The sequence below is a fragment of the Steroidobacter flavus genome, assembly GCF_042651805.1.
GTDB lineage: Bacteria > Pseudomonadota > Gammaproteobacteria > Steroidobacterales > Steroidobacteraceae > Steroidobacter > Steroidobacter flavus.
In genome coordinates this window covers 872040-897050 of sequence record NZ_JBHSDU010000014.1, presented here as the reverse complement: position 1 = coordinate 897050, position 25011 = coordinate 872040, and the positions used below count along the sequence as shown (strand labels likewise).

General features: G+C 62.2%; 21 protein-coding genes. 10 read left to right on the top strand and 11 right to left on the bottom strand.

The annotated features are described in order from the left end of the window. Positions 1–2: 2 nt before the first annotated feature. From ACFPN2_RS26480 to ACFPN2_RS26460, 5 genes are read right to left on the bottom strand one after another with little or no spacing between them, the layout of a single operon-like run. Positions 3–779 (bottom strand): SDR family oxidoreductase, encoded by a 777-nt coding sequence (locus ACFPN2_RS26480; protein WP_380602249.1) that lies wholly within the window; start codon positions 777–779, stop codon positions 3–5. Next, a complete protein-coding gene (locus ACFPN2_RS26475) occupies positions 776–1780 on the bottom strand; it encodes a quinone oxidoreductase family protein (protein WP_380602247.1) in 1005 nt (334 codons plus the stop codon). The genes ACFPN2_RS26480 and ACFPN2_RS26475 overlap by 4 nt, the downstream gene beginning before the upstream one ends. Next, positions 1777–2181: a MaoC family dehydratase gene (locus ACFPN2_RS26470; protein WP_380602245.1), complete on the bottom strand. Its 405-nt coding sequence runs from the start codon at positions 2179–2181 to the stop codon at positions 1777–1779. Before ACFPN2_RS26470 ends, ACFPN2_RS26475 begins: the two co-directional genes overlap by 4 nt. After that, positions 2178–2618 (bottom strand): hypothetical protein, encoded by a 441-nt coding sequence (locus ACFPN2_RS26465; RefSeq protein ID WP_380602243.1) that lies wholly within the window; start codon positions 2616–2618, stop codon positions 2178–2180. The genes ACFPN2_RS26470 and ACFPN2_RS26465 overlap by 4 nt, the downstream gene beginning before the upstream one ends. A gap of 1 nt (position 2619) precedes the next feature. Next, positions 2620–3783 (bottom strand): acyl-CoA dehydrogenase family protein, encoded by a 1164-nt coding sequence (locus ACFPN2_RS26460; RefSeq protein WP_380602850.1) that lies wholly within the window; start codon positions 3781–3783, stop codon positions 2620–2622. 122 nt (positions 3784–3905) lie between these two features. Here ACFPN2_RS26460 and ACFPN2_RS26455 point away from each other — a divergent pair, with 122 nt between their 5' ends. Next, positions 3906–4313 (top strand): PaaI family thioesterase, encoded by a 408-nt coding sequence (locus ACFPN2_RS26455; protein WP_380602241.1) that lies wholly within the window; start codon positions 3906–3908, stop codon positions 4311–4313. 4 nt (positions 4314–4317) lie between these two features. On the opposite strand, the gene ACFPN2_RS26450 is transcribed toward ACFPN2_RS26455, so the two are convergent. The 3 genes from ACFPN2_RS26450 to ACFPN2_RS26440 are packed head-to-tail and all read right to left on the bottom strand — an operon-like array spanning position 4318 to position 9092. Then, positions 4318–7041, bottom strand: a complete 2724-nt coding sequence (locus ACFPN2_RS26450; RefSeq protein WP_380602239.1) for a winged helix-turn-helix domain-containing protein — start codon at positions 7039–7041, stop codon at positions 4318–4320. A 39-nt stretch (positions 7042–7080) separates the two neighbouring features. Then, positions 7081–7872 carry an ester cyclase gene (locus ACFPN2_RS26445; RefSeq protein WP_380602237.1) on the bottom strand — a complete coding sequence of 264 codons (792 nt, stop codon included), beginning with the start codon at positions 7870–7872 and terminating at the stop codon, positions 7081–7083. 8 nt (positions 7873–7880) lie between these two features. Next, the gene (locus ACFPN2_RS26440) at positions 7881–9092 is read right to left on the bottom strand and encodes a cytochrome P450 (protein WP_380602235.1); all 1212 of its coding nucleotides are present in this window, start codon (positions 9090–9092) and stop codon (positions 7881–7883) included. Positions 9093–9244: 152 nt separating this feature from the next. Here ACFPN2_RS26440 and ACFPN2_RS26435 point away from each other — a divergent pair, with 152 nt between their 5' ends. The 6 genes from ACFPN2_RS26435 (at position 9245) to ACFPN2_RS26410 (ending at position 17135) form a co-directional block, all read left to right on the top strand. Beyond that, positions 9245–10804 (top strand): acyl-CoA carboxylase subunit beta, encoded by a 1560-nt coding sequence (locus ACFPN2_RS26435; RefSeq protein ID WP_380602233.1) that lies wholly within the window; start codon positions 9245–9247, stop codon positions 10802–10804. Beyond that, on the top strand, positions 10804–11919 hold the full coding sequence (locus ACFPN2_RS26430) for an NADH:flavin oxidoreductase (RefSeq protein WP_380602231.1): 1116 nt from the start codon (positions 10804–10806) through the stop codon (positions 11917–11919). Before ACFPN2_RS26435 ends, ACFPN2_RS26430 begins: the two co-directional genes overlap by 1 nt. Positions 11920–11956: 37 nt before the next feature. Continuing rightward, positions 11957–13702 (top strand): acetyl/propionyl/methylcrotonyl-CoA carboxylase subunit alpha, encoded by a 1746-nt coding sequence (locus ACFPN2_RS26425; protein ID WP_380602229.1) that lies wholly within the window; start codon positions 11957–11959, stop codon positions 13700–13702. Next, on the top strand, positions 13699–14397 hold the full coding sequence (locus ACFPN2_RS26420) for an SDR family NAD(P)-dependent oxidoreductase (RefSeq protein ID WP_380602227.1): 699 nt from the start codon (positions 13699–13701) through the stop codon (positions 14395–14397). Before ACFPN2_RS26425 ends, ACFPN2_RS26420 begins: the two co-directional genes overlap by 4 nt. A 3-nt stretch (positions 14398–14400) precedes the next feature. After that, positions 14401–16029, top strand: a complete 1629-nt coding sequence (locus tag ACFPN2_RS26415; protein ID WP_380602225.1) for a class I adenylate-forming enzyme family protein — start codon at positions 14401–14403, stop codon at positions 16027–16029. A 323-nt stretch (positions 16030–16352) separates the two neighbouring features. Continuing rightward, positions 16353–17135 (top strand): SDR family NAD(P)-dependent oxidoreductase, encoded by a 783-nt coding sequence (locus ACFPN2_RS26410; protein WP_380602223.1) that lies wholly within the window; start codon positions 16353–16355, stop codon positions 17133–17135. A gap of 147 nt (positions 17136–17282) precedes the next feature. Here ACFPN2_RS26410 and ACFPN2_RS26405 read toward each other — a convergent pair whose 3' ends face one another. From ACFPN2_RS26405 to ACFPN2_RS26395, 3 genes are read right to left on the bottom strand one after another with little or no spacing between them, the layout of a single operon-like run. Next, a complete protein-coding gene (locus ACFPN2_RS26405) occupies positions 17283–18065 on the bottom strand; it encodes an enoyl-CoA hydratase/isomerase family protein (protein ID WP_380602221.1) in 783 nt (260 codons plus the stop codon). Then, entirely contained in the window at positions 18062–18892 is an 831-nt protein-coding gene (locus ACFPN2_RS26400; RefSeq protein WP_380602219.1) for an alpha/beta fold hydrolase, read from the bottom strand. The genes ACFPN2_RS26405 and ACFPN2_RS26400 overlap by 4 nt, the downstream gene beginning before the upstream one ends. Beyond that, entirely contained in the window at positions 18889–20046 is a 1158-nt protein-coding gene (locus ACFPN2_RS26395) for an epoxide hydrolase family protein (RefSeq protein ID WP_380602217.1), read from the bottom strand. The genes ACFPN2_RS26400 and ACFPN2_RS26395 overlap by 4 nt, the downstream gene beginning before the upstream one ends. Positions 20047–20144: 98 nt before the next feature. Between ACFPN2_RS26395 and ACFPN2_RS26390 the strand changes: the two genes are divergently transcribed. The 3 genes from ACFPN2_RS26390 to ACFPN2_RS26380 all read left to right on the top strand — a co-directional run bounded on the left by ACFPN2_RS26390 (position 20145) and on the right by ACFPN2_RS26380 (position 25007). Beyond that, the gene (locus ACFPN2_RS26390) at positions 20145–21488 is read left to right on the top strand and encodes a spinster family MFS transporter (protein WP_380602215.1); all 1344 of its coding nucleotides are present in this window, start codon (positions 20145–20147) and stop codon (positions 21486–21488) included. 90 nt (positions 21489–21578) lie between these two features. Then, the gene (locus tag ACFPN2_RS26385) at positions 21579–23792 is read left to right on the top strand and encodes a TonB-dependent receptor (RefSeq protein ID WP_380602213.1); all 2214 of its coding nucleotides are present in this window, start codon (positions 21579–21581) and stop codon (positions 23790–23792) included. A gap of 9 nt (positions 23793–23801) precedes the next feature. Continuing rightward, a complete protein-coding gene (locus ACFPN2_RS26380; RefSeq protein ID WP_380602211.1) occupies positions 23802–25007 on the top strand; it encodes an acetyl-CoA C-acetyltransferase in 1206 nt (401 codons plus the stop codon). Positions 25008–25011: the final 4 nt, after the last annotated feature.

Here is a 25011-nt window from a genome sequence, read left to right as displayed (position 1 = left end):
CCTCAGCGGCAACCGCTCATGCCGCCGTCGACGTAGAGCTCGGCGCCCGTCATGTATCGACCGGCACGCGAGCACAGGAAAATACACAGGCCCGCGATGTCGTCCGCGTGGCCGAGACGGGCGAGGGGAATGCGCTCGAGCAGCTCGTGAGTTTGATCCTCGTCGCTGCGAATGTGCGCCGTCATCTGCGTGGGGAAGTAGCCGGGCACGACGGCATTGACGGTGATGTGACGTTCCGCCAGCTCCGCCGCCAGTACTCGGGATAGATGATGAATCGCCGCTTTGCTCGCTGAGTAGGAGAACGCATCGATGCGCTCGACTACGCTGCCGGCGAGCGATCCGATGTTGATCACTCGCGACGGATCGTCCTCAGAGCCGGCCGCCTGGAGCAATGGCAGCAACTCGCGAACGAGCGTGAACGGCCCTTGCACGTTCACGGCAAAGATCGGATTCCAGGCCTTGTCGGGAAACTGCTCGAGCGGCGCACCCCACGTTTTGCCGGCGTTGTTGATGACGGCATGCAGACGGGGCTCGCGCGATTTGATTTCATTGGCGAGCGCGACGGTCGCTTCCGCGTTCACCAGGTCGGCGGCGAGAGCGACGCAGTCGCCGAGTTGTCGCAACTCAGTCTCGGCGGCAGCGGCGGCGTCGGCCTTGCGAGAGGTGACATACACCTTCGCGCCGGCTCGTAACATGCCTTCGGCGATCATGCGGCCCAGGCCGTGCACGCCGCCGGTGATGAGGATGGTCTTACCGCGGATGTCGAATAGATTGCTCATGACATGCTGACGACGATCTTGCCCATGTCATGACTGCTTTCGAGTGCGAGCAGGGCGTCCCGTGCTCGAGCCAGCGGGAAGCGCTGATCGATGACCGGGCGCAACCGGTGCTGTGCCACGAACGCAATCATGTCCCGGAAATCCGACGGCGTGCCCATGGCGGTGCCGAGCAGCGTCGCATGACGTAGAAACAAATCAGGCGTGGAGAATTGAGCGTCGACGCCACCGGTCGAGCCGTAGATCACGACGCGAGCGCCCATGTTCAGACAGCGAACATATTGTGAGAGCGAGCTGGCGGGCGCGCCGTCGACGACGACATCGATGCCGCCGGCCAGCTTGCCGAGCGCCTTGCCCCACTTATCCTGCTTGTAGACGACACCGCCCGCGGCGCCAAGCTGCTCGGCCCGACGAATCTTCTCCTCGACGCTGCTCGTCACAAACACTTTGCCACCCATGGCGACCGCGAATACGCAGGCCGCGACGGCAACACCGCCGCCGATACCGGTGATGAGGACCGATTCGCCCGCGGCCAAGTTCGCTTTCACGCGCAGGGCACGCCAGGCAGTGAGGCCGGCAGTGGGAAGACAAGCGGCTTCTTCGAAGCTTAGCGAGGCGGGCTTATCCAACGCGTTCTCGACCGGCACACAGATATATTCTGCGAGCGTGCCCGGCAGCGGCATGCCATAGAGCGCGAAGTTCTTGCCCGGATATTTCGGATTGTCGCCCCAGCCCTGACCGGGATAGAGCACGACCTCGCGGCCGACCTGCGCCGAATCTACGCCAGCGCCGACGGCATCGATGACGCCCGCGCCGTCTGCCCCAAGACCCGAAGGCAATTTCATGCCGGGGTATTGACCGCGACTGATCCACAGCTCGCGATAGTTCAGCGACGCCGCTCGAAGCGCGACACGGACTTCGCCCGGGCCAGGCGTCGGCCGATCGATGTCTTGCAATTCGACCGAGCCGGGACCTTCGGACTTCGTGAGTATCAGGGCTTTCATGGGCTCGTTCCAAGAAGCAGCTGTGCCTGAGCGCTCACAGCGGGGCCGCGTCCGTCGACGTTGAGCCAGGTGTCACAAGAGATGCGGGTTCCGCCGTCTGCAATCGCAGTGACGCGTCCACCGGCTTCGACAGCGTCACCGCCAAAGACGTTGGCCAGGAAGCGGGCATCGAGCTGGAGCAACTGCGCTCCAGGAAACGCGGCGTGAAGCATATTGACGATGTACGCGAGGTTCGCCGGTCCTTGATTGATCACGCGATCGCCGAGGCCGAGCTTGGCCACCGCCGCGGGATCGAGATGAATCGGATTGGGATCGCGCAATGTTTCGGCCAGCCGTCGCATGTTCGCGGGACTGACGGCGTCGATGCGCCACGCAGGCAGGGCGTCGCCAATCGAGATCATGAGAGATTCCGCCGGGGCAGGATCCAGGTATTGGTCACTTCCAACACAGGTTCTCCGGAAGCGCGAGTCAGGGTGAGTCGGTATTCGAGCACGTCGATGACACCGAGCTTTTTGCTTTGCTTGCGGTTGAGGCTGAGGATCTCGCCGCTCACTCGATAAGTTTCATCGGTGCGCAGGGGGCCGAGGTAACGGGCGTTGCTGCTGCCGAGCATCGGGCCGTCCGCCGCGTCGAATTCACAAATCGCGAGCAAGCCGTCGACACTCACGCCCATGCCGGACTGCGTAGCGATGTATGAATAGATCTCGTGCGCGCGTCCATCGCTGGCCGGCTTCGTATGCAGCGCTTCGCACAGCGCACGATTCTCCTCGGCCGTGATCCGATATTCGCCGCCGGGCAGGCGGGTACCAGCAACGGCCGGCGGTTGTTCGCCGCTCATGTCAGAACGAACGCGGCAGGCCGAGGCTTTCGGCGACCACGTTGCGAGCCATCTCGTTGGTGATGGGGCCGATGCGCCACAGACGGGAGTCGCGCCAGTAGCGCTGCATATCCGTCTCCGCCGAGTAGCCCATGCCGCCGAGAATCTGAATGCCGAGGTCGGCGGCGCGATTCGCGTATTCGGAAGCGGTGATCTTCAGCATGCTCGACTCCATGTGAGCATTGCGGCCGTTGGTCTGTAGCCAGGCACAATGAAGCATCATCAACTCGACCTGCTGACGCCAGATGGCGATGTCGGCGATGTAGTGCTGCAGGGCCTGAAATTCGCCGATGAGCTTGCCGAACGCTTTACGTTGCTTGACATAGTCGAGTGCATCCTCGAGCACGCCATCCAGCACGCCCAGACAGAATGCCGACACCATGATGCGCTCGTTGTTGAGCGTGGGCAGCAGCATGTACCAGGCGTTGCCCGGCTCGCCGAGCACCAGCTCGTCGGGAACAAATACATCCTGGAAATGGACGGTGCACGAGCCCATCGAGCGCATACCGAGCTTGGGGAGCGGAGTGATCTTCACGCCCGGCGACTTGGTCGGAATCCAGAACAGGCTCACGCCGTGATGACGCTTGCTCACATTGCGGTCGGTGCGAGCGAGCACCAGCATGTAGTCGGCGACATGCGCCGATGAGCTCCAGATCTTTTCGCCATTGACAATCCATCCGCCATTACCGCGAACGCCCTCGGTGCGCAGGGCGCCGAGCACGTCGGTGCCGCCACCGGGCTCGGTGAAGGCGATTGCCGCTCGCAGCTTGCCGGCCGTGATCTGAGGCAGGAACTTTTCTTTCTGCGCGTCCGTGCCGTAGACGCCGATGGATTTGCCGCCGGCGAAGGAAGTGATGCCCCAGATCCAGGCCAGGCCGCCGAGCGAGCGCGCCAGCTCGCGGGCCAGGATCATTTGCATGAACAGGTCGCCGCCCTGGCCGCCGTAGCGCTCGTCGATGCCGATGCCGTGAAAGCCGGCCTCGGTGAACTTGTCCCACAGCTCGAATGGATATTTGTGCTCGTCCTGCTCGAGCTTGCGTGCCCAGCTCTTGGGCACTTCCTGGTCCACCCATTTGCGGACCATGTCGCGAAAGCTCAGATGTTCTTCCGATAGTTCGAAGTTCAACACGCTGATCCCGACCTGCGTAGTTGTTGCGATGGTTGCAGTGTCGAGGCGCCGGCGGGGGCCCATCACCTATCGAAAGATAGCGCTCCCGCCGGCCGCGGGATTAGGGTTTAATCGAGGCCATGAGCGAATCAGTCATGACTCTGGATGCGATCAACGAGCGCCTGGCCGCGGCGCCGTTCAATCGCTGGCTGGGCATTCAAGCGGTGGAAGTCTCACCTCAGCGAGCACAATTGCGCATGCCCTGGCGTGCCGAGCTGGAAGGTGGGAAAGGGATGACTCATGGAGGCATCTTCGCTTGCATGATCGACGCCGGTGCGTTTGCGGTCATCCTGGCCGCGAAAGGGCAGAGCGGCCCGACCATCGATATGCGAGTGGACTTTCACGCCAACGCCATCGAGGGCGACTTCACGATTACAGCGGAGATGCTGCGCGCCGGGTCCAGAATCGTCACCGTGGACGTTCGAGTCCACAGCGCGGCGGGCAAGTTGCTGGCGAGCGGCCGCTGCGTTTACGCGGCCGCCCGTTGAATTCTCACGAAGCGATCAACCCGAACTGCCGCGCTCGTTCCACGGCGCGTTGCCGGCGACGCGTGCCGATCTTGTCGTAGACCTGCTGCAGATACCATTTGATGGTGCCTTCGGTCATGCCGAGACGTTCCGCGACTTCCTTATTGCGCAGACCCGAAGCGACCAGACTGAGAATTTCCCGCTCGCGCTGACTGAACCGGCCGTACAGACCTTCGTCGGTGGTGGCGTCGTCGGGCGCTCGTTGCGGGCGAGGGTCGCCACCGTCGAACAGGTTCAGCAATTCATCGGCGAACGCGTCGGTGGGATGCGTCGACTCCGACGGCTCGACGGTTTCGAGCAGGGTCCGCATGATCGCGCCTTCGTCGATGAAGCTGCGGACGCATCGCACGTTCGCACCGTGCGTGAGCGCTTCGCGAAGCGCACGTTGGGCGGCGAGCTTGTTGCCACTGGTGAAGTGGATGCAGGCGAGCAGAATGTCCCAACGGACCAACGACAGCGTCGCGCCACGAGCCGCGCAGAAGCTGCGCCACTGACGTGCCACCGTCGTCGCTTCGAACAAATGATCGGTCGCGCACGCCACGCGTACCCAGATGATCGCGCGATATTCATCGCGAGTCGTCACGGCGTCGCCCGGCGTTGGAGCGCGATCTGTCACCGAGATTCCGTGAAGCGCCGCGTGACGCGTAGCTTCGTCGGGCTGACCGATCTCGATCAACAGACGCACGCGCTCGGCGAGCAAGGCCAGCTTCAAGCGTTCCAGGTCGCGCTCGACCGCGATGGTCATGCCATCGTCCAAAGTTTGTAGCGCTCCGGACATGTCGTTCCGAGCATGCAGGATACGCGTGCGAGTGACGAATGCGGAGACGAGCTGATCGACGAATCCGTAACCCACTGCCGATGGCATGGCCTCATCGACCAGTTCCGCCGCCAGATCGACTTCGTTGTTTTCGTAAACGACTTGAGCGAGCGGCAGCGAGCACACTGCGGTTGCTGAAGAATGGCGGCCGCTATAGCGAACGCCTTCATCCCGGCCCTGTTCCAGCAACGCCCGCGCGGCCGCGGTCTTGCCCGCAAGAAACTGAAATGGACCGATGCCCGCCTGCAAACCGACCGCGGCGAAGCTGTAGACGGAGCGCTTCAAAATTCCCTGCGAGGTCGCGAACAGTTTCTCGTAATCCGACAGCTTGAATTGATCGCGCCGAGCGGCCAGCAGATGACCGTAGATCGTGCCTTTGAGATACGGATGCTGTTCTTCCGGATACTCATCGAGCAGATGCTGACAGCGACGCTCCACATCGGCCATGCGATCGCGCGCGGCGGTGAGCACCATCTCACGATGCAAATGCAGATAGCGCAGACGCCGCAGCTCCGCGGGCGGCACTTCGTTTGCGGCGGCCATTTGTTCCAGGCGCGTGCCGGCGATGCGGATCAGCTCATCGGCTTCTTCGAAGTGCAGGGCGCGCGTTTGTCGCCAGGCCACGGTGAGAAGGACGCCGGGATAGCGATGCAGAATCGCCTGCGGAATCTGTGCCGCGAATTTCGCGACGAGCCGAATCTTTCCGACGTACGTGAGTTCCTGGCAGCGTCGCTCCAGAAGCTCGGCGGCGCGCTCCGGCGCTTCGGCCTTGAGGGCGTGCTCGATCGCGTCGACAGGCGAGCCAGTTTCCCAGAACCAGTCGCTCGCGCGCAGATGCAGATCACGATGCGCCAGTGCGTCGTACTCATGCAGGCGGCGCTGCAGGAACGTCGCGAATAGATGATGATAGCGGTGCCAGTGGCGCTCCTGGTCCAGCTGCAACAGGAACAACCCTCGTTCCTCGATTTCATACAACTGGCGGCGTGCGTCCGCCTGACCGGTGACGGCTTCGCACAGGGCCGGGCAGAAGCGATCGAGCACCGAGGTCTTGAGCAGGAACTCTCGCACCGATTCGGGCTGTGACGAGAACACTTCTTCGGCGAAGAAATCCGAGACCGAACGATTGCTGCCGCTGAACGTCGCGAGCATTTCTTTCGGCGCGGTGCCTCGACGTAGCGCGAGCGTGGCGAGCTTGAGGCCAGCGATCCAACCCTCGGTGCGCTGTTGTAGTGTTGAGAGATCTTGCTCATCGAGCGCCGAGTGATCGCCTCCGGCGACGAAGTGCCGCGTTTCGTCGGGCGTGAACTTCAGATCCTCAGCCTGCACTTCATGCAAGTGGCCACGCGCGCGTGCGCGAGCGAGATGCAGATCGGGAAGCGAGCGTGAGGCGGTGATGAAACAGGTGGTCGGCGGCGCTTGCTCGATCAATCGACCCAATGCATGAATCGGCTCGGGTGCGAGCAGATGAGCGTCGTCTATGAACAGATAGACGGTGCCGCCATTGCGCTCCAGCGCTTCGATGATCACGTTCGTCAGGAATTCGCTGGACGGGAATACGTCGGTGCGCAGGATGCGTTCCAGTCGCGGCTCGAGCGACACGCCTGCATCGGACAAGGCGGCTGCGATATACGTGAGCATGCCGACGGTGTCGCCGTCGGAAGGATCGGCGGTGAGCCAACCGCACGCGCGACCCGACGAGACCAGCGTGCGATACCACTGTGCCAGCAGCGTCGTCTTGCCATAACCCGCAGGCGCCAGCACGACGGTGAGGCCGGTATGCTCGATTTCTTCGAGCCGTTTCAACAGCCGCGGTCTGGCGATCAGACTGGCGGGCTCGGTCGGCGGTGTCAGCCGCGTTCGAATAATTCCCACAACGGCTCCCCCCGGATACCGATGTCGATCATCATAGCCTCAGTGCTGGCTGGCATGAAGCCTTCGATACAATCCGAGTCGATCTCGAATCACGCGACCGCCGACGATCTGCCCGTCGCGCACCGTGACGATGCCGGTCATGTGCAGAAACGCCGACGTGCCCACCTGCGCACTTTGCGCGAAATCCGCCAGCACCCTTCCCGACTGAGTGATACGAAACGCAACTTTGTCGCCCGCCGAGAACAGGTCGTCGATGACAGCGCCGTCAGGTTGCAGCACCTTCTGTAAAGGCGCGCCGGTCCACGCGTCGTCGAACTCGATGCCCGGTGTTGCCGTGAGATCACCATGGCTCAACACTTTGCGAACGATGCTCTCCGCCTCGCGATTTTCGGGCTGCGCCGTCGTGTCCCAAGGCGCGAGCGCCGGTGACTCGACGGGCTTCGGTTGACCGCTCGCGAGCTGTTCGCGCCGCGAGTAGTAGTCCTGTTCGACATAGTTTTCGGTCAGTCGTTCACCGTCCCATTTATACAAGCCGATGCCGCCCCACGCAGCGAGTGCCCCGTTGTGACGCATAGACGCGCCATGCTCCGAAAAACGCAGGCTCAGGCGCGTGCCATTGGTGATGATCTCGTTGACGGTCAAGCTCAGTCCAGGAAATTGCTGGAACTGTTTATGGGTGGCGGGCTTGTAGTGGGTGTCGCGTCCGGTCAAGTCATAGGTGCCCATGTGCAGCGTGTAGCCGGGCACCATGATCTCGTCGCAGACCGCGAAGTCGTGGCGATTGGTGTAGTCGTAAACGTAACGGCGCATCAGCGCCACGAACTTGTTCATTCAAGATCTCAGCTGTCGAAGCGCACGTGCAAGGGACGGAACGAGCGCATGAATAGATTCGCGAAGCGCGGCGGCTCGGCGTTCGGGTCGGAACGGACATTGGGCAGACGATCGAGCACGCCATGCAACGCATCTTTCATTTCGATGCGCGCCAGCCCCATGCCTACGCAGCTGCGCGGGCCGTAGTTGAAGGTGAGGTGATCGCGCAATCTCGGTCGCGCCAGATCCGGCGTGGCAGGGCATTCGCCAAAGCGCTTGGGATCGCGATTCGCCGCGCCATGGAGCAGCACGATCATCTGATCTTTCTTCACCTCGACGCCGCCAAGCTCGCAGTCCTGATTGGCGCGGCGATAGCGCCACTGAGGTGAGCCGAAGAGGCGCTGCGCTTCTTCGATCACGCCCGCGATTTGTTCCCGGTCGCGCTCGACGGCCGCGCGCATCTCGGGATTCCACAACAGCAAATACAGCGAGTTCGCGATGCCGTGCACGGTCGTATCGGCGCCGCCAAGATAGAGCTCGCGACAGATGGCGAGCGCGTCGGCTTCGGAGAGTTCGCCGTATTCGTGCGGGGCTTCGCGCCACACCCGGCTGATGAAATCGTCCTGCGGCCGCTCACGACGCTCGCGAATGAAGGGCAGCAGAATTTCATTGATCGCGGCCGAGGCGGCGCGGGCATCGCGAACGCTGGCTTCGTCGTAGTAGCCGCGCCCGATCCATTTCATGATTTCTTCGTTGAGCTCGAGCGTCTTGCGAATCAGCCCCTCGTCCTGCCAGGGCATGCCGAGCAGGGCGCAGATGACTCGCGGCGGAATTTCATCGCCGAAGTCGGCGGCCAGATCGGCCGAGCCGCCTTTGGCGAGCACCCGATCGAGCATGCCCTGAATGATGGGCGTGACGAACTGGTCGCGATAGGACTGCAGCGCCTTGGGCGAGAGCAGGGTCTGGTGAAAGCGGCGCATGCGTTGATGCTGCTCGCCCTGCGACACCGTGATGTTGGCGGCCCCGCCTTTCAGCTCGACGATGAGCGGATCGGCGTCGGCATACATGTTCCGGAACTGGGTGGCTTCGTTGAATTCGACGTGCCGGCACAGGTCGAAGTCCAGCACCAGCCAGCCCTTGAGCGACTCGTCCCAAACCACCGGGCCCTGCGAGCGCAGCGTCTCGTACGCCGGAAACGGATCGGCGTTCTCCAGCGATCGCATCGTGATCGGGCAACTCATCGCATCCCCCATCGCATGCCGGCGGACAATGATCCGCCATGCTGGAGCACAGCCTGCGATCCGGGCCTCGGAGGGGCACCTATCGAACGATAGGCCCTCCTTTTGCGGGCCTGCGGTTAGCGTCCACCTCCATGAACAGGCCAGATAACAGCGTGAATCGCCCCGATTCGGGCGGTATGCAGGCGAAAGTCGCCGACTTGCGTGCCCGGCAACTGCGCGCACGGGAAATGGGCGGCGAAGAGGGATTACGCCGGCATCGGGCGTCCGGCCGGCTGCCGGTCCGCGAGCGGGTCGAGATGTTGGTCGACCACGGTTCGTGGTTTGAGATCGGCGCGCTCGGCCTCCCGGAACGACGGACTGAACGTCATGTGCCGGGCGACGCGGTCGTCACCGGATTTGCGCGGCTCGACGGCCGGCGCGTCGGGGTCATCGGTATCGACTCGAGCGTGCTCGCCGGGACCACTGCGCCCACCAGCATGCGCAAGCAAGGCCGGCTGATCGAGATGGCGCAACGTTTCGGCTTTCCGTTGGTGTTGTTGTGTGATGCCGATGGCGGGCGCATTCCCGACGTGATGGGCTGGCGTTTCAGTCATCTGCCGCTCGATTTCAAGACGTTTGTGAAATCGCCCGAAGGCCAGGCGCCGGTGCCTCGCGCGGCGGCGATTCTGGGGCCGTCATATGGCGACTCAGCGCTGCATGCATCGACGGCGCATTTCGTGGTGATGGTGAAGACGGGCTCGGTCGCGCTGTCCGGGCCGTCGGTGGTCTCGGCGGCGATTGCTCAAGAAGTCACCGATCAGGAACTCGGTGGGCCGGCCGCGGCGCTGTCGGTTGGCAATGCGTTGCTCGCGGTCGATAACGAGCGCGAGGCGATGGATGCGATCGCCGCTTTTCTTTCTTTTCTCCCTGCGAATGCCTCGCTGCCCGCGCCGGTCGCTCCGGCCCGTGCCCCGGCGCGTCCGCCTGGCGATCTCACAACGATCGTGCCGACCGGATCGAAGTCTGCGTACGACATGAATCAAGTGATCGAAGCCATTGCCGACGAAGCCAGCATCCTGCCGTGGGGCGCGGAGTGGGGGCCGAGCTTGATTTGTTCGCTGGCTCGCATCGATGGCCACCCGGTCGGCATCGTCGCGAATCAACCGTTGGTCGGCGCCGGCGCGCTCGATCCGCATGCGTTACGCAAGGAACATGATTTCGTGCATCTGTGCGACACGTTCAACCTGCCGTTGGTGTTTCTGCATGATGTGCCGGGGTTGTTGATTGGCACGGAAGCGGAGCGCAACGGCATTCTGCATGCGTACGAGAAGTTGGTATCGCGCATTGCCGATGCGAAGGTGCCGAAGATCGGTGTCGTGATTCGAAAAGCCTACGGCGGCGGCCATTTCGCAATGGGCGGACGACCCACGCATCCGAGCTTTCAATTCGCGTGGCCCACGGCCGAGATGGGTTTCATGGCGCCCGAGGCCGGCGTGCAAACCGTGTATCGACGCCGCTTGGATCAAGTGGCGCGAGAGCAGGGCGAAGCTGCGGCTGCCGAGCTCGCGGCACAACTGATTCAAGAATGGGTGACGGAGTCGGAGCCTTGGGAAGCTGCCGCGCATCTGTCGCTCGACGATGTGATCGAGCCGGCGCAGACGCGCGATGTGATTTCACAAGCCATCGACATCGCGTGGGGCGATCGGCCGGTGCGAGTGACGGGGCGTTGGTGATGAGCCGACCGGTCGACGCGTTGTTTCAACCGTTCACCTTGAACGGACTGCGATTGCCGAATCGCATCGTCATGGCGCCGATGACGCGCTGGCATTCACCCGAAGGCGTGCCCGGTGCGGATGTCGCGGCTTACTACCGGCGGCGTGCCGCTAACGATTGCGGACTCATCATTACCGAAGGGACGACGGTGGATCATCCTGTCGCGTCCTATTCGGTGCGCGTTCCTCAGTTTCATGGCGATGCTTTGCCTGCGTGGCGTCGCGTGGTGGAGGAGGTGCATGACGTCGGTGGCAAGATCATGCCGCAGCTCTGGCACGTCGGGATCTCTCGGCATCCGTCGCAGCAGTATCCGAATAAACATCTGCCGAGTGTGAGCCCGTCAGGATTGTTTCTGCCGGATAAGCGTGCGGTTGCGCCGCCGGCCAGTCAGGAAGAGATTCGCGGCGTGACTGAAGCGTTCGCTCGTGCGGCTCTTGCGGCTCGTGAGTTGGGGTTCGACGGTGTGGCGATTCATGGCGCGCATGGTTATTTGTTCGATCAGTTTTTTTGGGCGCCGATCAATCGGCGCGATGACGAATATGGCGGTGACCTCGCCGGTCGCACACGGTTCGCAGTCGAGACGCTGCAAGCGATTCGTCGCGAGGTCGGCGCCGATTTCCCGCTCATGTTCCGTATCTCTCAATGGAAGGAGCAGGACTACACCGCCAAGCTGGCGCGCACTCCCGAGGAGTTGGGCGAACTGTTGCAGGTGTTGGCCGCCGCCGGCGTCGATGCCTTCGATGGCTCGCAGCGGCGCTATTGGGAGCCGGAGTTCGCCGGCTCCACGCTCAATCTGGCGGGGTGGGCCAAACGGCTCACTGGCAAGCCCGCGATGACTGTTGGCAGCGTCGGGTTGTCCAAAGAGCTGGTCACGCGCGGCGATCAAGCGCTGGGTCAGCATGCGGAGGTCGCGAACATCGACAAGCTGATCGATCGCCTTGAAGCAGGTGAGTTCGATCTGGTCGCCGTGGGGCGTGCATTGCTCGCCGATCACGAATGGGCGCGTAAGGTGCGCGAACAGCGCTTCGACGAGCTGCGCCCGTATTCGCCGCAGGTGCTGGAGAGTTTGTTTTGATGCGTCCGTACACGTGGCCGGAGTTGGAGATGTTGGCTTGAAGTTGCTCATTGCCAATCGCGGCGAAGTGGCGGTGCGCATCGTTCGTGCATGTCGCGAGCTTGGCGTTCGATCCGTTGCCGTTTACAGCGATGCCGACGCCGGCGCCTTACACACGCGTCTCGCTGACGAATCACATCGACTCGGTCCCGCGCCGGCGCGCGAGTCTTATCTCGATATCGACAAGATCGTCTCAGTCGCGCGCGAGTGTGGAGCGGACGCCGTCCATCCTGGATACGGACTGCTCAGTGAGAACGCCGAGTTCGCCCAGGCCGTCATCGAAGCGGGCCTGATCTTTGTGGGGCCACAGCCGGGCACCATCGCGCAGATGGGCGACAAGGTTGCAGCTCGCGATGCTGCTCGCCGGAGCGGCATGCCACTGCTGCCGGGCTCATCGGGCACGATCAAAGACGCATCCAGTGCAATGGAAATCGCCGAACGAATCGGCTATCCGCTGGTCGTGAAAGCGTGTTTCGGCGGTGGCGGTCGTGGCATGCGCATCGTGCGTGGGCCGGAAGAACTCGCGGCGGCTCTGCAATCGGCAGGCCGCGAGGCCAATGCCGCATTCGGTCGGGGCGAGGTGTACCTGGAGCGTTACATCGCATCCGCGCGCCATGTAGAAGTGCAAGTACTCGCGGACAGCCACGGCAATGTGGTGCACCTGGGCGATCGCGATTGTTCGGTTCAACGTCGACACCAGAAGTTGATCGAAGAAGCGCCGGCACCCGCATTGCCCGCATCCCTGCGTGCCGACGTGGCGATGTCGGCCATCCGACTGGCGAAAGACGTGGGATATCGAAGCGCAGGGACCATCGAGTTCCTGGTCGATGTCGCAAATGAGCGCTTCTACTTTCTCGAAATGAACACGCGCCTGCAGGTCGAGCACGGCGTCACCGAGCTGGTCACGGGCATCGACATCGTCGCTGAGCAGATTCGAGTCGCTCGCGGCGAGCCACTGCGCTTCTCGCAATCGGACGTGAACATTCACGGCCACGCCATACAAGCAAGGATCGCCGCCGAAGATCCGTGGGAAGGATTTCAGCCCCGGCCCGGCCGCATCGAAACGATGTCCCTGCCGCAGGGACCCTGGCTCAGACTTGATTTCGGCGTCGAGGCCGGCGATACGGTAGTCGGTCACTACGATTCGATGTTCGGTAAGGTGCAGGCCTGGGGCCCGGATCGAGAGACGGCCCGCATTCGCCTGAGCGCCGCGCTGGCGGCGTTGAATGTGAGCGGTGTCATGACCACCGCGCCCTATCTGCGACAGGTGTTGGGTCAATCGGAGTTCATCGCTGTCACGCATGACACTGGCTCGGCGGAACGCAGCTGGCGTCCGGAGGAGGCCACGCGCCCGGAGATACCGAACAGCGCTGCGCCGGTGGCCACCAGCACCGAGCGCAGGGTGCGTCTATCGACGTCTCAGGGAGCGATTGAGATTGCCGTCTTCGGTCCGCGACGCGAGCAGCGTACTGTGCGGGCAGCGAGCGGCACGGCTCGAGTCACGGATCAGAAAAAGCCGGAAACAGAACCGGTGGCGCCCATCGCCGGAGCGGTGGTCGCGGTGTGTGTCAAAGCCGGCGAGGCTGTCGCCAAAGGCGCAGTGCTCGTCGTTCTGGAAGCGATGAAGATGGAACTGCCGGTCGTCGCACCGCGTGCGGGTACAGTGGACGCTGTGCTCGTGGCCGCCGGGGATGTGACCGCTCGGGGCAGTTTGTTGGTGCGGCTTTCGTCGGGGGAATCATGAGTTCGGTCAGAAATGCGCTCGTTACCGGAACCAGTGGCGAACTGGGCGCAGCCATCGCCACGCGGCTGGCCAACGATGGCTATCGAGTCGTGGGCCTGGATTTGCGCGCCCCGACCGTTGCAGGCCCCTGGCAGCATTATTCGAGCGATCTTTCCAGTATCGCCACACTGAGTGCGACACTCGACCAGATTCATCGCGAGGTTGGGCCGTTACGCCTATTGGTGAACAACGCGGCTTACTACAATCCGGTGTCGCTCTGGGATCTGACGCCGGAGCAGATCCAACGCACCATGGCTGTGAACGTGACTGCTGTGATGTATCTGTGTCAGCAGGTCGCGAAGCAGATGAAGGACACGGGCGGTGGCAATATCGTCAACATCGCGTCCATCGCCGGTCGCGGGGGCAGTTCGCAGATCGACTACGGTGCATCGAAGGCGGCGGTCATCAACATGACGGCGACGTTCGGGCGGCTGCTCGCAGAACACAACATCCGCATCAATGCCATCGCGCCGGCGCTGATCGACGCGGGCATGGGTAAGGTCCTGCCACCTGCGGTGAAGGAAAAGTATTTGCAGACCACGCCGCTGAAACGCGCCGCGCATCCGCGCGAGATCGCGAACGTCGTGGCCTTTCTCGCCAGCGACGAGGCGAGCTATATCACTGGCAGCACCGTCGATGTGAATGGCGGATTGTAAGCAATGAGCAGACCCGTCAATTCCATTCCGCACGGCGCGCTGTTACGACAGCAGGCGGCGATCCACGGTGAGCGCGTTTGTATCATCGTCGACGATGAGACGATGACGTATCGGGAGCTGCTGAGTCGAGCAACGGCGCTTGCCAAGGGGATGTACGCGCGCGGCATTCGCAAAGGCGATCGGATCGGCGTCTTCATGCCGAACTGCGTCGAGTTCTTTGTCGTGCACTTCGCGATTCAGTTGCTCGGTGGCATCACTGTTACGATCAATGCGCGGTACAAGAGTCATGAGCTCAAGTACGCGGTCGGGTTTTCGGACATTCGCTTGTTATTCACCACGGATCGCATCGATGAGCATGTGAACTTCGGCGATTTGTTGTGGGAGACGCTGCCGGATCTTTCTGGCGGGCGTCGCAACGGCCGCTTACAGCTGGCCAGCGCGCCGCGTCTCGAGAACATCATCCTGGTTGGGAACAGTGAGCGGGCGCCGTTTGTCTCGCTGGAATCGTTCACGGCGGAAGGCAGCGGTGTGCCCGACGTGGCGCTGGAGGAGTGCGCGGCTTCGGCAACGATCGACGATATCGCAGTGATGCTCTTTACGTCGGGTACGACGGCTGCACCGAAGGCATGTCAGCTGACTCATCGGGGCATCTATGCAACCTGGGTGAACACTTATCCGTACGCGGTGGACTTGCAGCCCGGTGAGAAAGTGTGGGTGCCGATGCCGTGCTTTCATGTCGGCGGCATCGGGCTCACGGCGACTGCCGTTTCTCGTGGTGCTGCCTTCGCGACTTCGATTCATCATCAGGCAGCGGCGGCGCTGCGGTTGATTCGGAACCATCGCATTGAGCATTTGTATCCGGGGTTCTTTACCTTGATCTTGCCGGTGCTGCGTGAGCCGGACTATGACAAGGCGGCGTTCGCGAACGCGCGGAGCATGGTGGCGGTCGCGCCGCATGAGACTCACAAGCTGATGCAGGAGTTTCTGCCACCGGGCATCTTGACGCTTCAACTCTTCGGCATGACTGAAGCTTGCGGATACGTGTCGTTTACTCGTGCCGACGCGGCCGAGGAAAAGCGATTGCGTACGAATGGCACGCCGATCGAAGGAGTCGAAGTGCGCATCATCGACGAGGCCGGCAACGTCGCGTTGCCGGGCGGGCAGGGGGAGATTCAGTTTCGTGGGCCGAATTCGTTCCACTCTTATTACAAGGACGAAGCGGCGACTGACGCGACTATTTTGGAAGGTGGTTGGGTGCGCACCGGCGATTGCGGCATGCTCGATGCCGATGGATTTGTTTACTTTCTGGGTCGCATCAAGGACATGCTCAAAGTCGGCGGCGAGAACGTCGCAGCCGCGGAGATCGAAGCGTTCCTCGGTCGTCACCCTGCTGTGAAGATGACGCAGGTCGTTGGGAAGGCGGATGAGTATTACGGTGAAGTGGCCGTTGCGTTCGTGGAGCTGCTACCCGGTAAGCAGGCGGATGCCGCTGAGCTGATTGCGTTCTGCAAAGGTCGCCTCGCGAGTTTCAAAGTGCCGCGTGAGGTGCGCTTCGTCACTGAGTGGCCCATGTCGGCTACCAAGATTCAGAAGTTCAAGTTGCGTGAGCAGCTGCGGACTTCTGGAGCTTGACGCGTCATGCGAGAGATCACCAGTGCGAGTGGGATCGCCTTCGCTGTTGCGCGGGGCTTGCCGTTGGATCTTGACGCGTCATGCGGAAGATCATCACCAGCGATGCGAGTGGGGTCGACTTGGCTGTTGCACGACTGCTTACCGCTGGAGATTGACGCGTCATGCGAGTGATCGTCACCAGCGATGCGAATGGGATCGACTTGGCTGTTGCGTGACTGCTTATGGTTGGAGCTTGACGCGTCATGCGAGTGATCATCACCGGCGATACGAGTGGGATCGGCTTGGCTGTTGCGCGACTGCTTATGGTTGGAGCTTGACGCGTCATGCGAGTGATCATCACCGGCGGTGCGAGTGGCATTGGTTTGGCGACTGCGCGATTGTTGGCCGCTGAGCCGTGGAATGGGCGGGCTCAAGTGCTCATTACCGGGCGTAATGCGGAGGCGCTTGAGACAGCTGCGGCTCAGTTGCGCGATGACGGCGCTGAAGTGGTCACTGAGGTTGCAGATCTATTAGATGTTGAAGCGCCGGCGCGCATCGTGCGTAAGGCGAACGATGCATTCGGCGGGTTGGACGGGTTGGTGAGCAACGCCGGCATGATCAAGGTCGGGCCGTTGGCGTCGCTGTCGGTCGCTGACTATGACCAAGTGCTCGCACTGAATACCCGCGCGACGCTGCTGCTCGCCCAGGCGGCTCGTCCCTTGTTGAAAGCATCGCGCGGCTCGATTGTCGCAACTTCATCGCTCGCGAGCATCATGCCCACGCCGCCGTTAGGAATGTACAGCGCGAGCAAGGCAGCGCTGGTCATGTTGATTCAGCAGATGGCGGTGGAGTGGGGCGGCGATGGCATCCGCTGCAATTGCGTCTCACCCGGCTCGACGCTCACGCCGATGACGGCCAAGGTCTACGCCGATTCAGCCGAGCGCGCGAAACGCGAGCGCGCCATTGCGCTTCATCGGATCGCGCAACCTGAGGAGACCGCGCAGGCCATCGCGTTCTTGCTCGGCCCACGGGCTAGTTTCATCAGCGGTGTGAATTTGATGGTCGACGGTGGCGCGAACCTGATGTTCATGACGATGACCGGCGCCGGCAGTGCGCACGACGTTTGATAGAGACGATGGCTCGGGGCCGGCAGCGCACGACGTGTGATTGAGACGATGGCGAGTGCCGGCAACGAGCGACGTGTGACAGGTCGGTCGCCGGCGGTGTATAGGCGGATGCGAGGTGCTGCCGGCAACGGAAACGATTAGGCTCAATTACTTCTTCCGCCGCTCAAGAAACCCTCTTACCCGCTGCTGTGTCTCCGCCGAGCTTTGCAGCACCGTCAGCGCTTCAACCGAATAATCGAACTCCGCCCGCTCGATGCCCCGATTGATCAGTCGCTTGCCAACGGCATGCGCCATCGATGAATTGCTCGCGACCTTCTCGGCCAGAGCCAAAGCTTTCGGCAGCAGGTCTGCATGTGGAATCACTCGCTGCACGAGCCCAGCTTGCAGGGCCTGTTGGGCGTCGAGGGTTTCGCTGGCCATGACCATGAGTTTGGTCATCTGCCGGCCGATGACATGCGGTGCTCGAAGCACGCCGTAGCCAGGCACCAAGCCGAGCGCGGCCTCGGGCATACCGAAGGTCGCGCGGTCGGAGGCGAGGACGATATCGCAGGCCAGCGTCAGCTCGCAGCCGCCGCCCAGCGCTAAGCCGTTGACCGCAGCGATTACAGGAAGCGGACAGTTCTCCAATGCGGCGAAACCGTTCATCGCATCGATCTGATAAGCACGTTTGCTTTCCAACGTCGTGAGCGTGGCGAAGCCGGCGATGTCGCCGCCGGCACAGAACGCCTTGTCGCCAGCGCCGGTGAGCACGATGGCGCGTGTCTGCTGATCGGCCTCAAGCTCGGTAAGCACGCGGCGCAGGTCGCCCCAAAACTCAGCAGTCAACGCATTGTGCTTGTCGACCCGATCGATCGTCAGCAGCGTGACCGCGCCATGGCGGGCGATATCGAGTTGGCCGACGCGGCGGTTCAAGTTGTCTGGCAGGCTCATGAGGATTTCAGGAAGTGGAGCACGGCGGCGCTGAAGGCATCGTTGCGGTCGCCGGCCACCATGTGGCCGGCGCCGGCGACGTCCACGTATCGGGCACTGGGAATCAGGTCCAGAAAATGTCGCACGTTCTCGGGCGACACGAGTTCGCTTTGCTGACCCCGAACGAGCAGGGCAGGCACGCGCACATTCCGGGCAGCCGCTTCATAGCGAGCCGCTTGAAATTGAGGGCTGGCTCGCAGGCGATCGAACAGTCGTGGATCCCAATGCCAGTAGTAACGGCCATCCGAACGCAATCGAAGATTGCGTTGTAGACCGGTGGTACTCGACGGGCGCGGTCGGTGCGGCAAGTAAGCAGCGACAGCATCGGCCGCCTCTTCAACGCTGGAAAAGCCTTGCGGATAAGCTGTCATGAACCCAAGCACGCGAGCTTCGCCTTCGGGATCGAGCATGGGAGTCACATCGACGAGCACGAGCCGACTCGCGACGAGCTCAGGTGTTTCGCCGACTGTCAGTAGCGAGACCAGACCGCCCAAAGACGCACCGACCAGCGCCGGTCGGGAGGGCAGTTGTTTCAATACGGATCGCAGGTCGGCCACTTGCAGGTCGAGAGAGTAGTCGCCATTCGGATCCCACTCGCTATCGCCGTGCCCGCGCAGATCGAGCGAGATCACGTACCAGCCCGCTTCGATCAAGGCACGCGCGGTGCTGCCCCAGGCATGTCGAGTCTGGCCACCTCCATGGAGCAGCACGACGGCAGGCGATGTCGGATCGCCGCCGACGTCGGCGGTCATCTGCAGGCCGTGGCCTTGGAAACGTTGCGTCTTCACTTGAGCGAGCGCAAAGGACGGAAGAACTCGCGAATCTCCTGCGCGAGCGCGGCGGGTTCTTCGATGGCTGGGAAGTGTCCGCCGGCGGGCATATCGCTCCAGTGTTGAATGTTGTAAGCGCGCTCGGCCAGCGAGCGGGGCGGATGCAGCGCGCCCTCGGGAAAACGAGTGTACCCGGTGGGGACTTCGACGCGCGTTTGTTCGGACGGCTTGAGGCCGCCATGGCGGATCGAGTGATACAAACCGAAGGAGCTGTTGATGCAGCCGGTGAGCCAATAGAGCGTGATCGTATCCAGCAACGTGTCTTTGTCGAAGCGACGTTCGATGTCGCCATCGCAGTCGCTCCACTCACGGAATTTCTCCACCAGCCAGGCCGCGAGTCCGACCGGCGAATCGGTCAATCCATACGCCAGCGTTTGTGGACGCGTGCCCTGAATCACGGCGTAACCCGAGTCTTCACGATTCCAACGCGTCACAGTGTCGACGTACAAACGCTCTTCGTCAGATTCGACAACTCGCGGACGTGGCAGCACCAACATCGTGAGATGAATACCCAGTAAAGCCTGCGAGTGTGCCTGACCGAGTCGCGTGGCGATGTGAGCGCCCCAATCGCCGCCATGAGCGCCGAAGCGTCGATAGCCAAGCGTCTCGCGCATGAGCTTGGTCAGCGTGGCCGCGATCTGCGCGATATCGAACCGGGGCTGATTCGGACGAAACGACAGCCCATAGCCGGGCAGCGAAGGCACCACCACGCTGAACGAATCGTCCGGATCGGCGCCGAAGCGGGCGGGATCGGTGAGCAGAGGAAGGACCCGCTCAAACTCGATGAACGAGCTGGGCCAGCCATGCAATAACAACAGCGGCAACGGCGAGCGGCCGACGCCGGGCTGATGAATGAAGTGCAGATCGATGCCGTCGAGCGACGCGCTGTAGTTGGGCAGCCCGTTCAGCGCCTGTTCGCGGCGGCGCCAGTCATAACGGTCGCGCCAGTGGGCCGCCAGCTCTCTTATATAAGAGAGGTCCGTCCCCTGACGCCAACCGGAAGCGGCCGCCGGCTGGTCAGGCCATCGGGGGCGGGCCAGCCGCGCCTTCAGGTCGCGCAGATCCTCATCGGCAAAGTGGATTTTCAGCGGTTCCGGCATCGTGGCCACCATGCCAAGCCCCACCGCCGCTGTTGCCTATCTAAAGATAGAAGACCCGGACCGGCGCCCATCCGCATGGTGAGTCTGGGTTTCCAGCCGTGGATCGCAGTTTGAGCTCCATCACTCCCACCGAAGCGGCGCTCGTGCCGACGCGAGATCGCGGCAGCTATGCCTGGTATGTGCTGTTCCTGCTGACGTTCGCGTACACGGTGGCGTTCATCGACCGACAGGTATTGAACCTGCTGGTGGAGGATATTAAGCGCGACCTGCTACTGACGGACACGCAGCTGAGTCTGTTGCAGGGAATTGCGTTCATGGGCTCGTACATCGCGTTCTCGCCCTGGTTCGGGCGCTGGGCCGATGTCGGCAATCGACGCAATATCCTCGTGTTCGGCGTGGGCACCTGGAGCATCTTCTCCGCGCTGTGCGGGCTTGCGGAGAACTACTGGCAACTGTTCCTGACGCGCGCCGCTGTCGGCGCGGCGGAAGCGTGTCTCGCTCCGGCAGCGTGGTCATTGATTGCGGATTACTTCAATCGCGAGCGATTGCCCCGAGCGATGAGCATTTATTTGATGGGACCGTATATCGGTGGCGGGCTCGCGATGATCGCCGGCGGGATGGTGATCGGTTCGATGGGCTCGTTGCGCGAACTTGCGCCGGTGCTGGTGAATCTGGAACCGTGGCAACTCACATTTGTCATGATCGGGTTGCCTGGCGTCATTCTCGCCATTGCTTTGCTCACGATTCGCGAGCCGGCGCGGGGCGCGCAGTCCATCGGCACTCGAGATCGTAACTTCTCGATCCGGGAAGTCATCGAGTTCCTGTGGCAGGGGCGCGCGTTCTATGTGCGCTTCTATCTAGGCATGGCGTTGATCGTCATCGTGCTCTACGCGCTGCCGGCGTGGATGCCGTCATTCTTGATGCGTGCCCATGGTGCCGATCCCACGACGGTGGGCCTGCGATACGGTGTGCTGGTGTTGATCATGGGATCGGCGGGCGTGTTGAGTGGGCCGTTCGTGGATCGATGGTTGGCGCGGCGGGGTCATGCCGACAGTCCTATTCGCGTCGCTGCCGTCGCAAGCATTGGATTGGTGATCTTCACCGCGATCTTGCCGTTGATGCCAGGCTTTGCCGGAGCGCTGATCGCGGCGGCGGGCGGCACCTTCTTCTTCAGCTTGCCGCAGGCGATGTCGGCGACGGCTTTGCAATTGGCGACACCGAATCGGATGCGAGGCATCGTCGCGTCGCTGTATTTGTTCGTGCTGTCAGTCATCGGTTTGGGTGCGGCACCGACCGTGGTGGCTGTCGTCACCGATCGCGTGTTCGGCGATCCGTCGAAAGTGGGATTGTCGCTCGCTGTCGTTTGTGCGAGCAGCGCTGCGGGCGCCGCTGTTTTATTGTTCTCGGCGCTACCGCACTATCGTCGCGCGCTGGAGCAGAGTCGACAACTGTAGGGAAGGCCTATCTTTGGGTAGGTTTGCTGGCGGCAGGGAGGGACTAGTTTCATATCCGATACAAAGTCACGTTTCGTCGAGGGGTGGGGGATGAATCAATACAACAAACGCAATTTCCAGCATCGCGTCAGCGCCGCGGCCTGGAAACTCGCCACTGCGGCTGTTGCCGCGTCGATGGCCCCGGTAACTCTGACGCACGCTCAAGGCGAAACGGAATCCGCCAACGCGCCGACGTCGGTGTTGCTGGAAACAGTGTTGGTGAGCGCTCGCAAGCGCGCCGCCGACGAAGCGGTCGAAGATACGCCGCTCGCGATCTCGGCATTCGGTGCGGCTCAGCTCGAAGCTGTGTTCGCCGACAATCTCGACGACATTGGCAAGCTCGCGCCGAGCGTGGGCCTGAAGCCGACCAGTCAGGTCGGCGGACAGAACTTCACCATTCGCGGCATGGGCGTGTCCGGCACGACCGCGTCCGACGAGCCGGCGGTGGGCATCATTCAAGACGGCGTTTACTGGGGTTCCAACTACGGCGCCATGCTCGACACGTTTGACGTCGAGTCGGTGGAAATTCTGCGCGGTCCGCAGGGCACGCTGTTCGGTCGCAACGTCACGGGCGGCGCAGTGCTGGTTCGCACGGCGCGTCCTTCGGGCGATTTCGATCTGGCCGCGCAGACCGTCGTCGGCAATTACGGTCGTTTCGATATCTCCGGTAAGATCGAAGGGCCGGTGATCAAGGACAAGCTGGCGGTGAAGCTGTCCGTGCTGGATCGTAATCTCGACGGTTATTACAAGAATCTGGCGAACGGTAAGGATTTCGGCGAGAACAACTCGACGTTGATTCGCGGCACGATTCTGGCGACACCGACCGATAATTTCACGGCGTCGTTGATCCTGGAAAACTATCAGCAGGATGGCGACTCCACCGCTGCTGTCGGTGTGGAAGTCCCGGGCAACGGCCCCTATAACGACGGCTTCCGGCAGCCCAAAAACTTCTGGGACGTGCAGCTCGACAACCCCGGTTACTCCAACATCGAAGTGAACTTCGGCGTGCTGGAAATGAACTGGGAAGCGCTCTCGGGCAAGTTCACGTCCATCACCGGGGTGCGGGATGTCGAAGTCGCGAACACCACCGACTATGACGGCTCGCAGTTCAGTTACTTCAATCAGTCGATCGGCTTCGAGCAGGATCAATTCAGCCAGGAGTTGATCTATTCGTCCGAGTACGACGGCCGCGTCAACTTCACCGCGGGCCTGTACTACTTCAAGCAGGACTACACGCATACGGAAGGTCGCGACCTCAATCGCCACGCCACGCTGACGGTGACGCGCGCTCATCTGGATCAGGAGTCGTACGCGGCGTTCGGCGAAGTCGACATCAAGCTTGCCGACCGTTGGACCTTGACGCTCGGCGGCCGCTACACCGAAGAAACGAAGGAAGCGAAGAGTGTGCCGTTCACGTCGGCGCTGACCCTGTGCGCCGATCGTTCGATCTACGGCTTCAACGATTGCACCTTCACGTACGGTGCCAGCGACGACCACACCTGGAGCGATTTCTCGCCGAAGGTCGTGCTGGGCTTCAAGCCGACGGACGATCACCTGGTCTATGCAAGCGCGACGCGCGGCTTCCGTAGCGGCGGCTACAGTCTGCGCGGCAACGTGATTTTCGAACCGTTCGATTCGGAAGAGGTGAACGCGTTCGAGGTCGGCTACAAGGGTGAGCTGTTCGACGGCACGGTCCGGTTGAACGCCGCCGGTTACGTGAACAAGTACAAGGATCTGCAACGTACCGTGCTCGGTGTCGACCCGGTGTACGGCGTGGTGCAATCCACGTTCAACGTGGCCGACGCGACCATTCAAGGCATCGAGCTGGATGTGGTGGCGCAGGCCACCGACCACTTGGTGCTGACGGCGGGCTATGGCTACACCGACGCCAGCTATGACTCGGCGGTCGCTGGCTTCGATACCAGCCTTGATTTCGTGCGCGTGCCGGAACAAACATTCGCCGCGAGCGCGACGTATACGTTCGATCTGGATCAGATCGGGCAGCTGTCATTGCGCGGCGGCGTTTCGTACACCGACAAGGAATTCTTCAACGACGCCAACACGGTCTCCGGTCCGGCCTACACGCTGGTCGATGCGAGCATCGACTACGTGAGCCTGAACCACAAATGGAAGGTATCGCTGTTCGGCAAGAACCTCACCGAGGAAGAGTATTCCTACTGGGGCTCGACCCTGGGCGCGCTCGGCGCGAATCGCTTCATTGGCGCGCCGCTCACTTATGGCTTGCGTATCGGCTACGACTTTTAGTTCATCGACATGACTGACGCATTTATTTTCGATCACGCGCGGACACCGCGCGGTCGTGGGCGACCCGATGGGTCGCTCCACGAAATCACTTCGGTGCAGCTGGCGGCGCAGGTGTTGCAGGCACTGGCGGAGCGCAACGGTCTGGACACGGGCCTGGTTGACGACGTGGTGCTCGGCTGCGCGCAGCCAGTGGGCGAGCAGGGAGGAAACATCGGCCGAGCGGCGGTGCTGGCGGCGGGTTATCAGCAAAGCGTCGCTGGTCAGCAGGTCCATCGCTTCTGTGCTTCGGCCCTGGAAGCGGTGAACGCAGCGGCGGCGCAAGTGATGACCGGCGCTGCCGATGCGGCGATCGGTGGTGGCGTCGAGTCAATGTCACGCACTGTCATGGGCGCAGACAGCGGTGCCTGGTCGGCCGATCCGTGGTTCGCGTATCACAACTACTTCGCGCCGCAGGGCATCGGCGCGGACATGATTGCGACGTTAGATGGATTCACTCGAGAAGATGTGGACGACTACGCCGTGGAAAGTCAGCGGCGCGCCGCCTTGGCCTGGCAGCAGGGGCGCTTTAGCAAAGCTGTCGTTCCGGTGCGCGATTTGATTGGCGAAGTGGTGCTGGATCGCGACGAGCACATGCGGCCTGACACGACTCGCGAAGGCTTGGCCAAGCTCAAGCCTTCGTTTGTCGGTCTGGGTCAGATGGGCTTCGATGCCGTCGGCATTCAACGGTATCCGCAGATCGAAGCCATTCAACACGTGCATCACGGCGGCAATTCCAGCGGCATCGTCGATGGTGCCGGTGCTGTGCTCGTGGGCAACAAAAGCTTTGGCGAACGTGCGGGCATGAAGCCGCGCGCGAGGGTGAAGGCATTCACGTCCATCGGCAGCGAGCCGACCATCATGCTGACGGCGCCTTCGGCCGTGACGCATAAGCTGCTCAAGCGTTGCGGAATGTCATTGAAGGACATCGATCTGTTCGAGATCAACGAGGCGTTTGCAGCGGTGGTGTTGCGATACATCCGTGCGCTCGATCTCGATCCGCAGAAAGTCAACGTCAACGGCGGCGCCATTGCGATGGGACATCCGCTCGGCGCCACGGGCGCCATCATCCTCGGCATCGTGCTGGATGAGCTGGAGCGGCGCGGACTGGGTACGGCCTTGATCACTTTGTGCGCAGGCAACGGCCTGGGCACTGCCACGATCATCGAAAGGGTTTGACGGG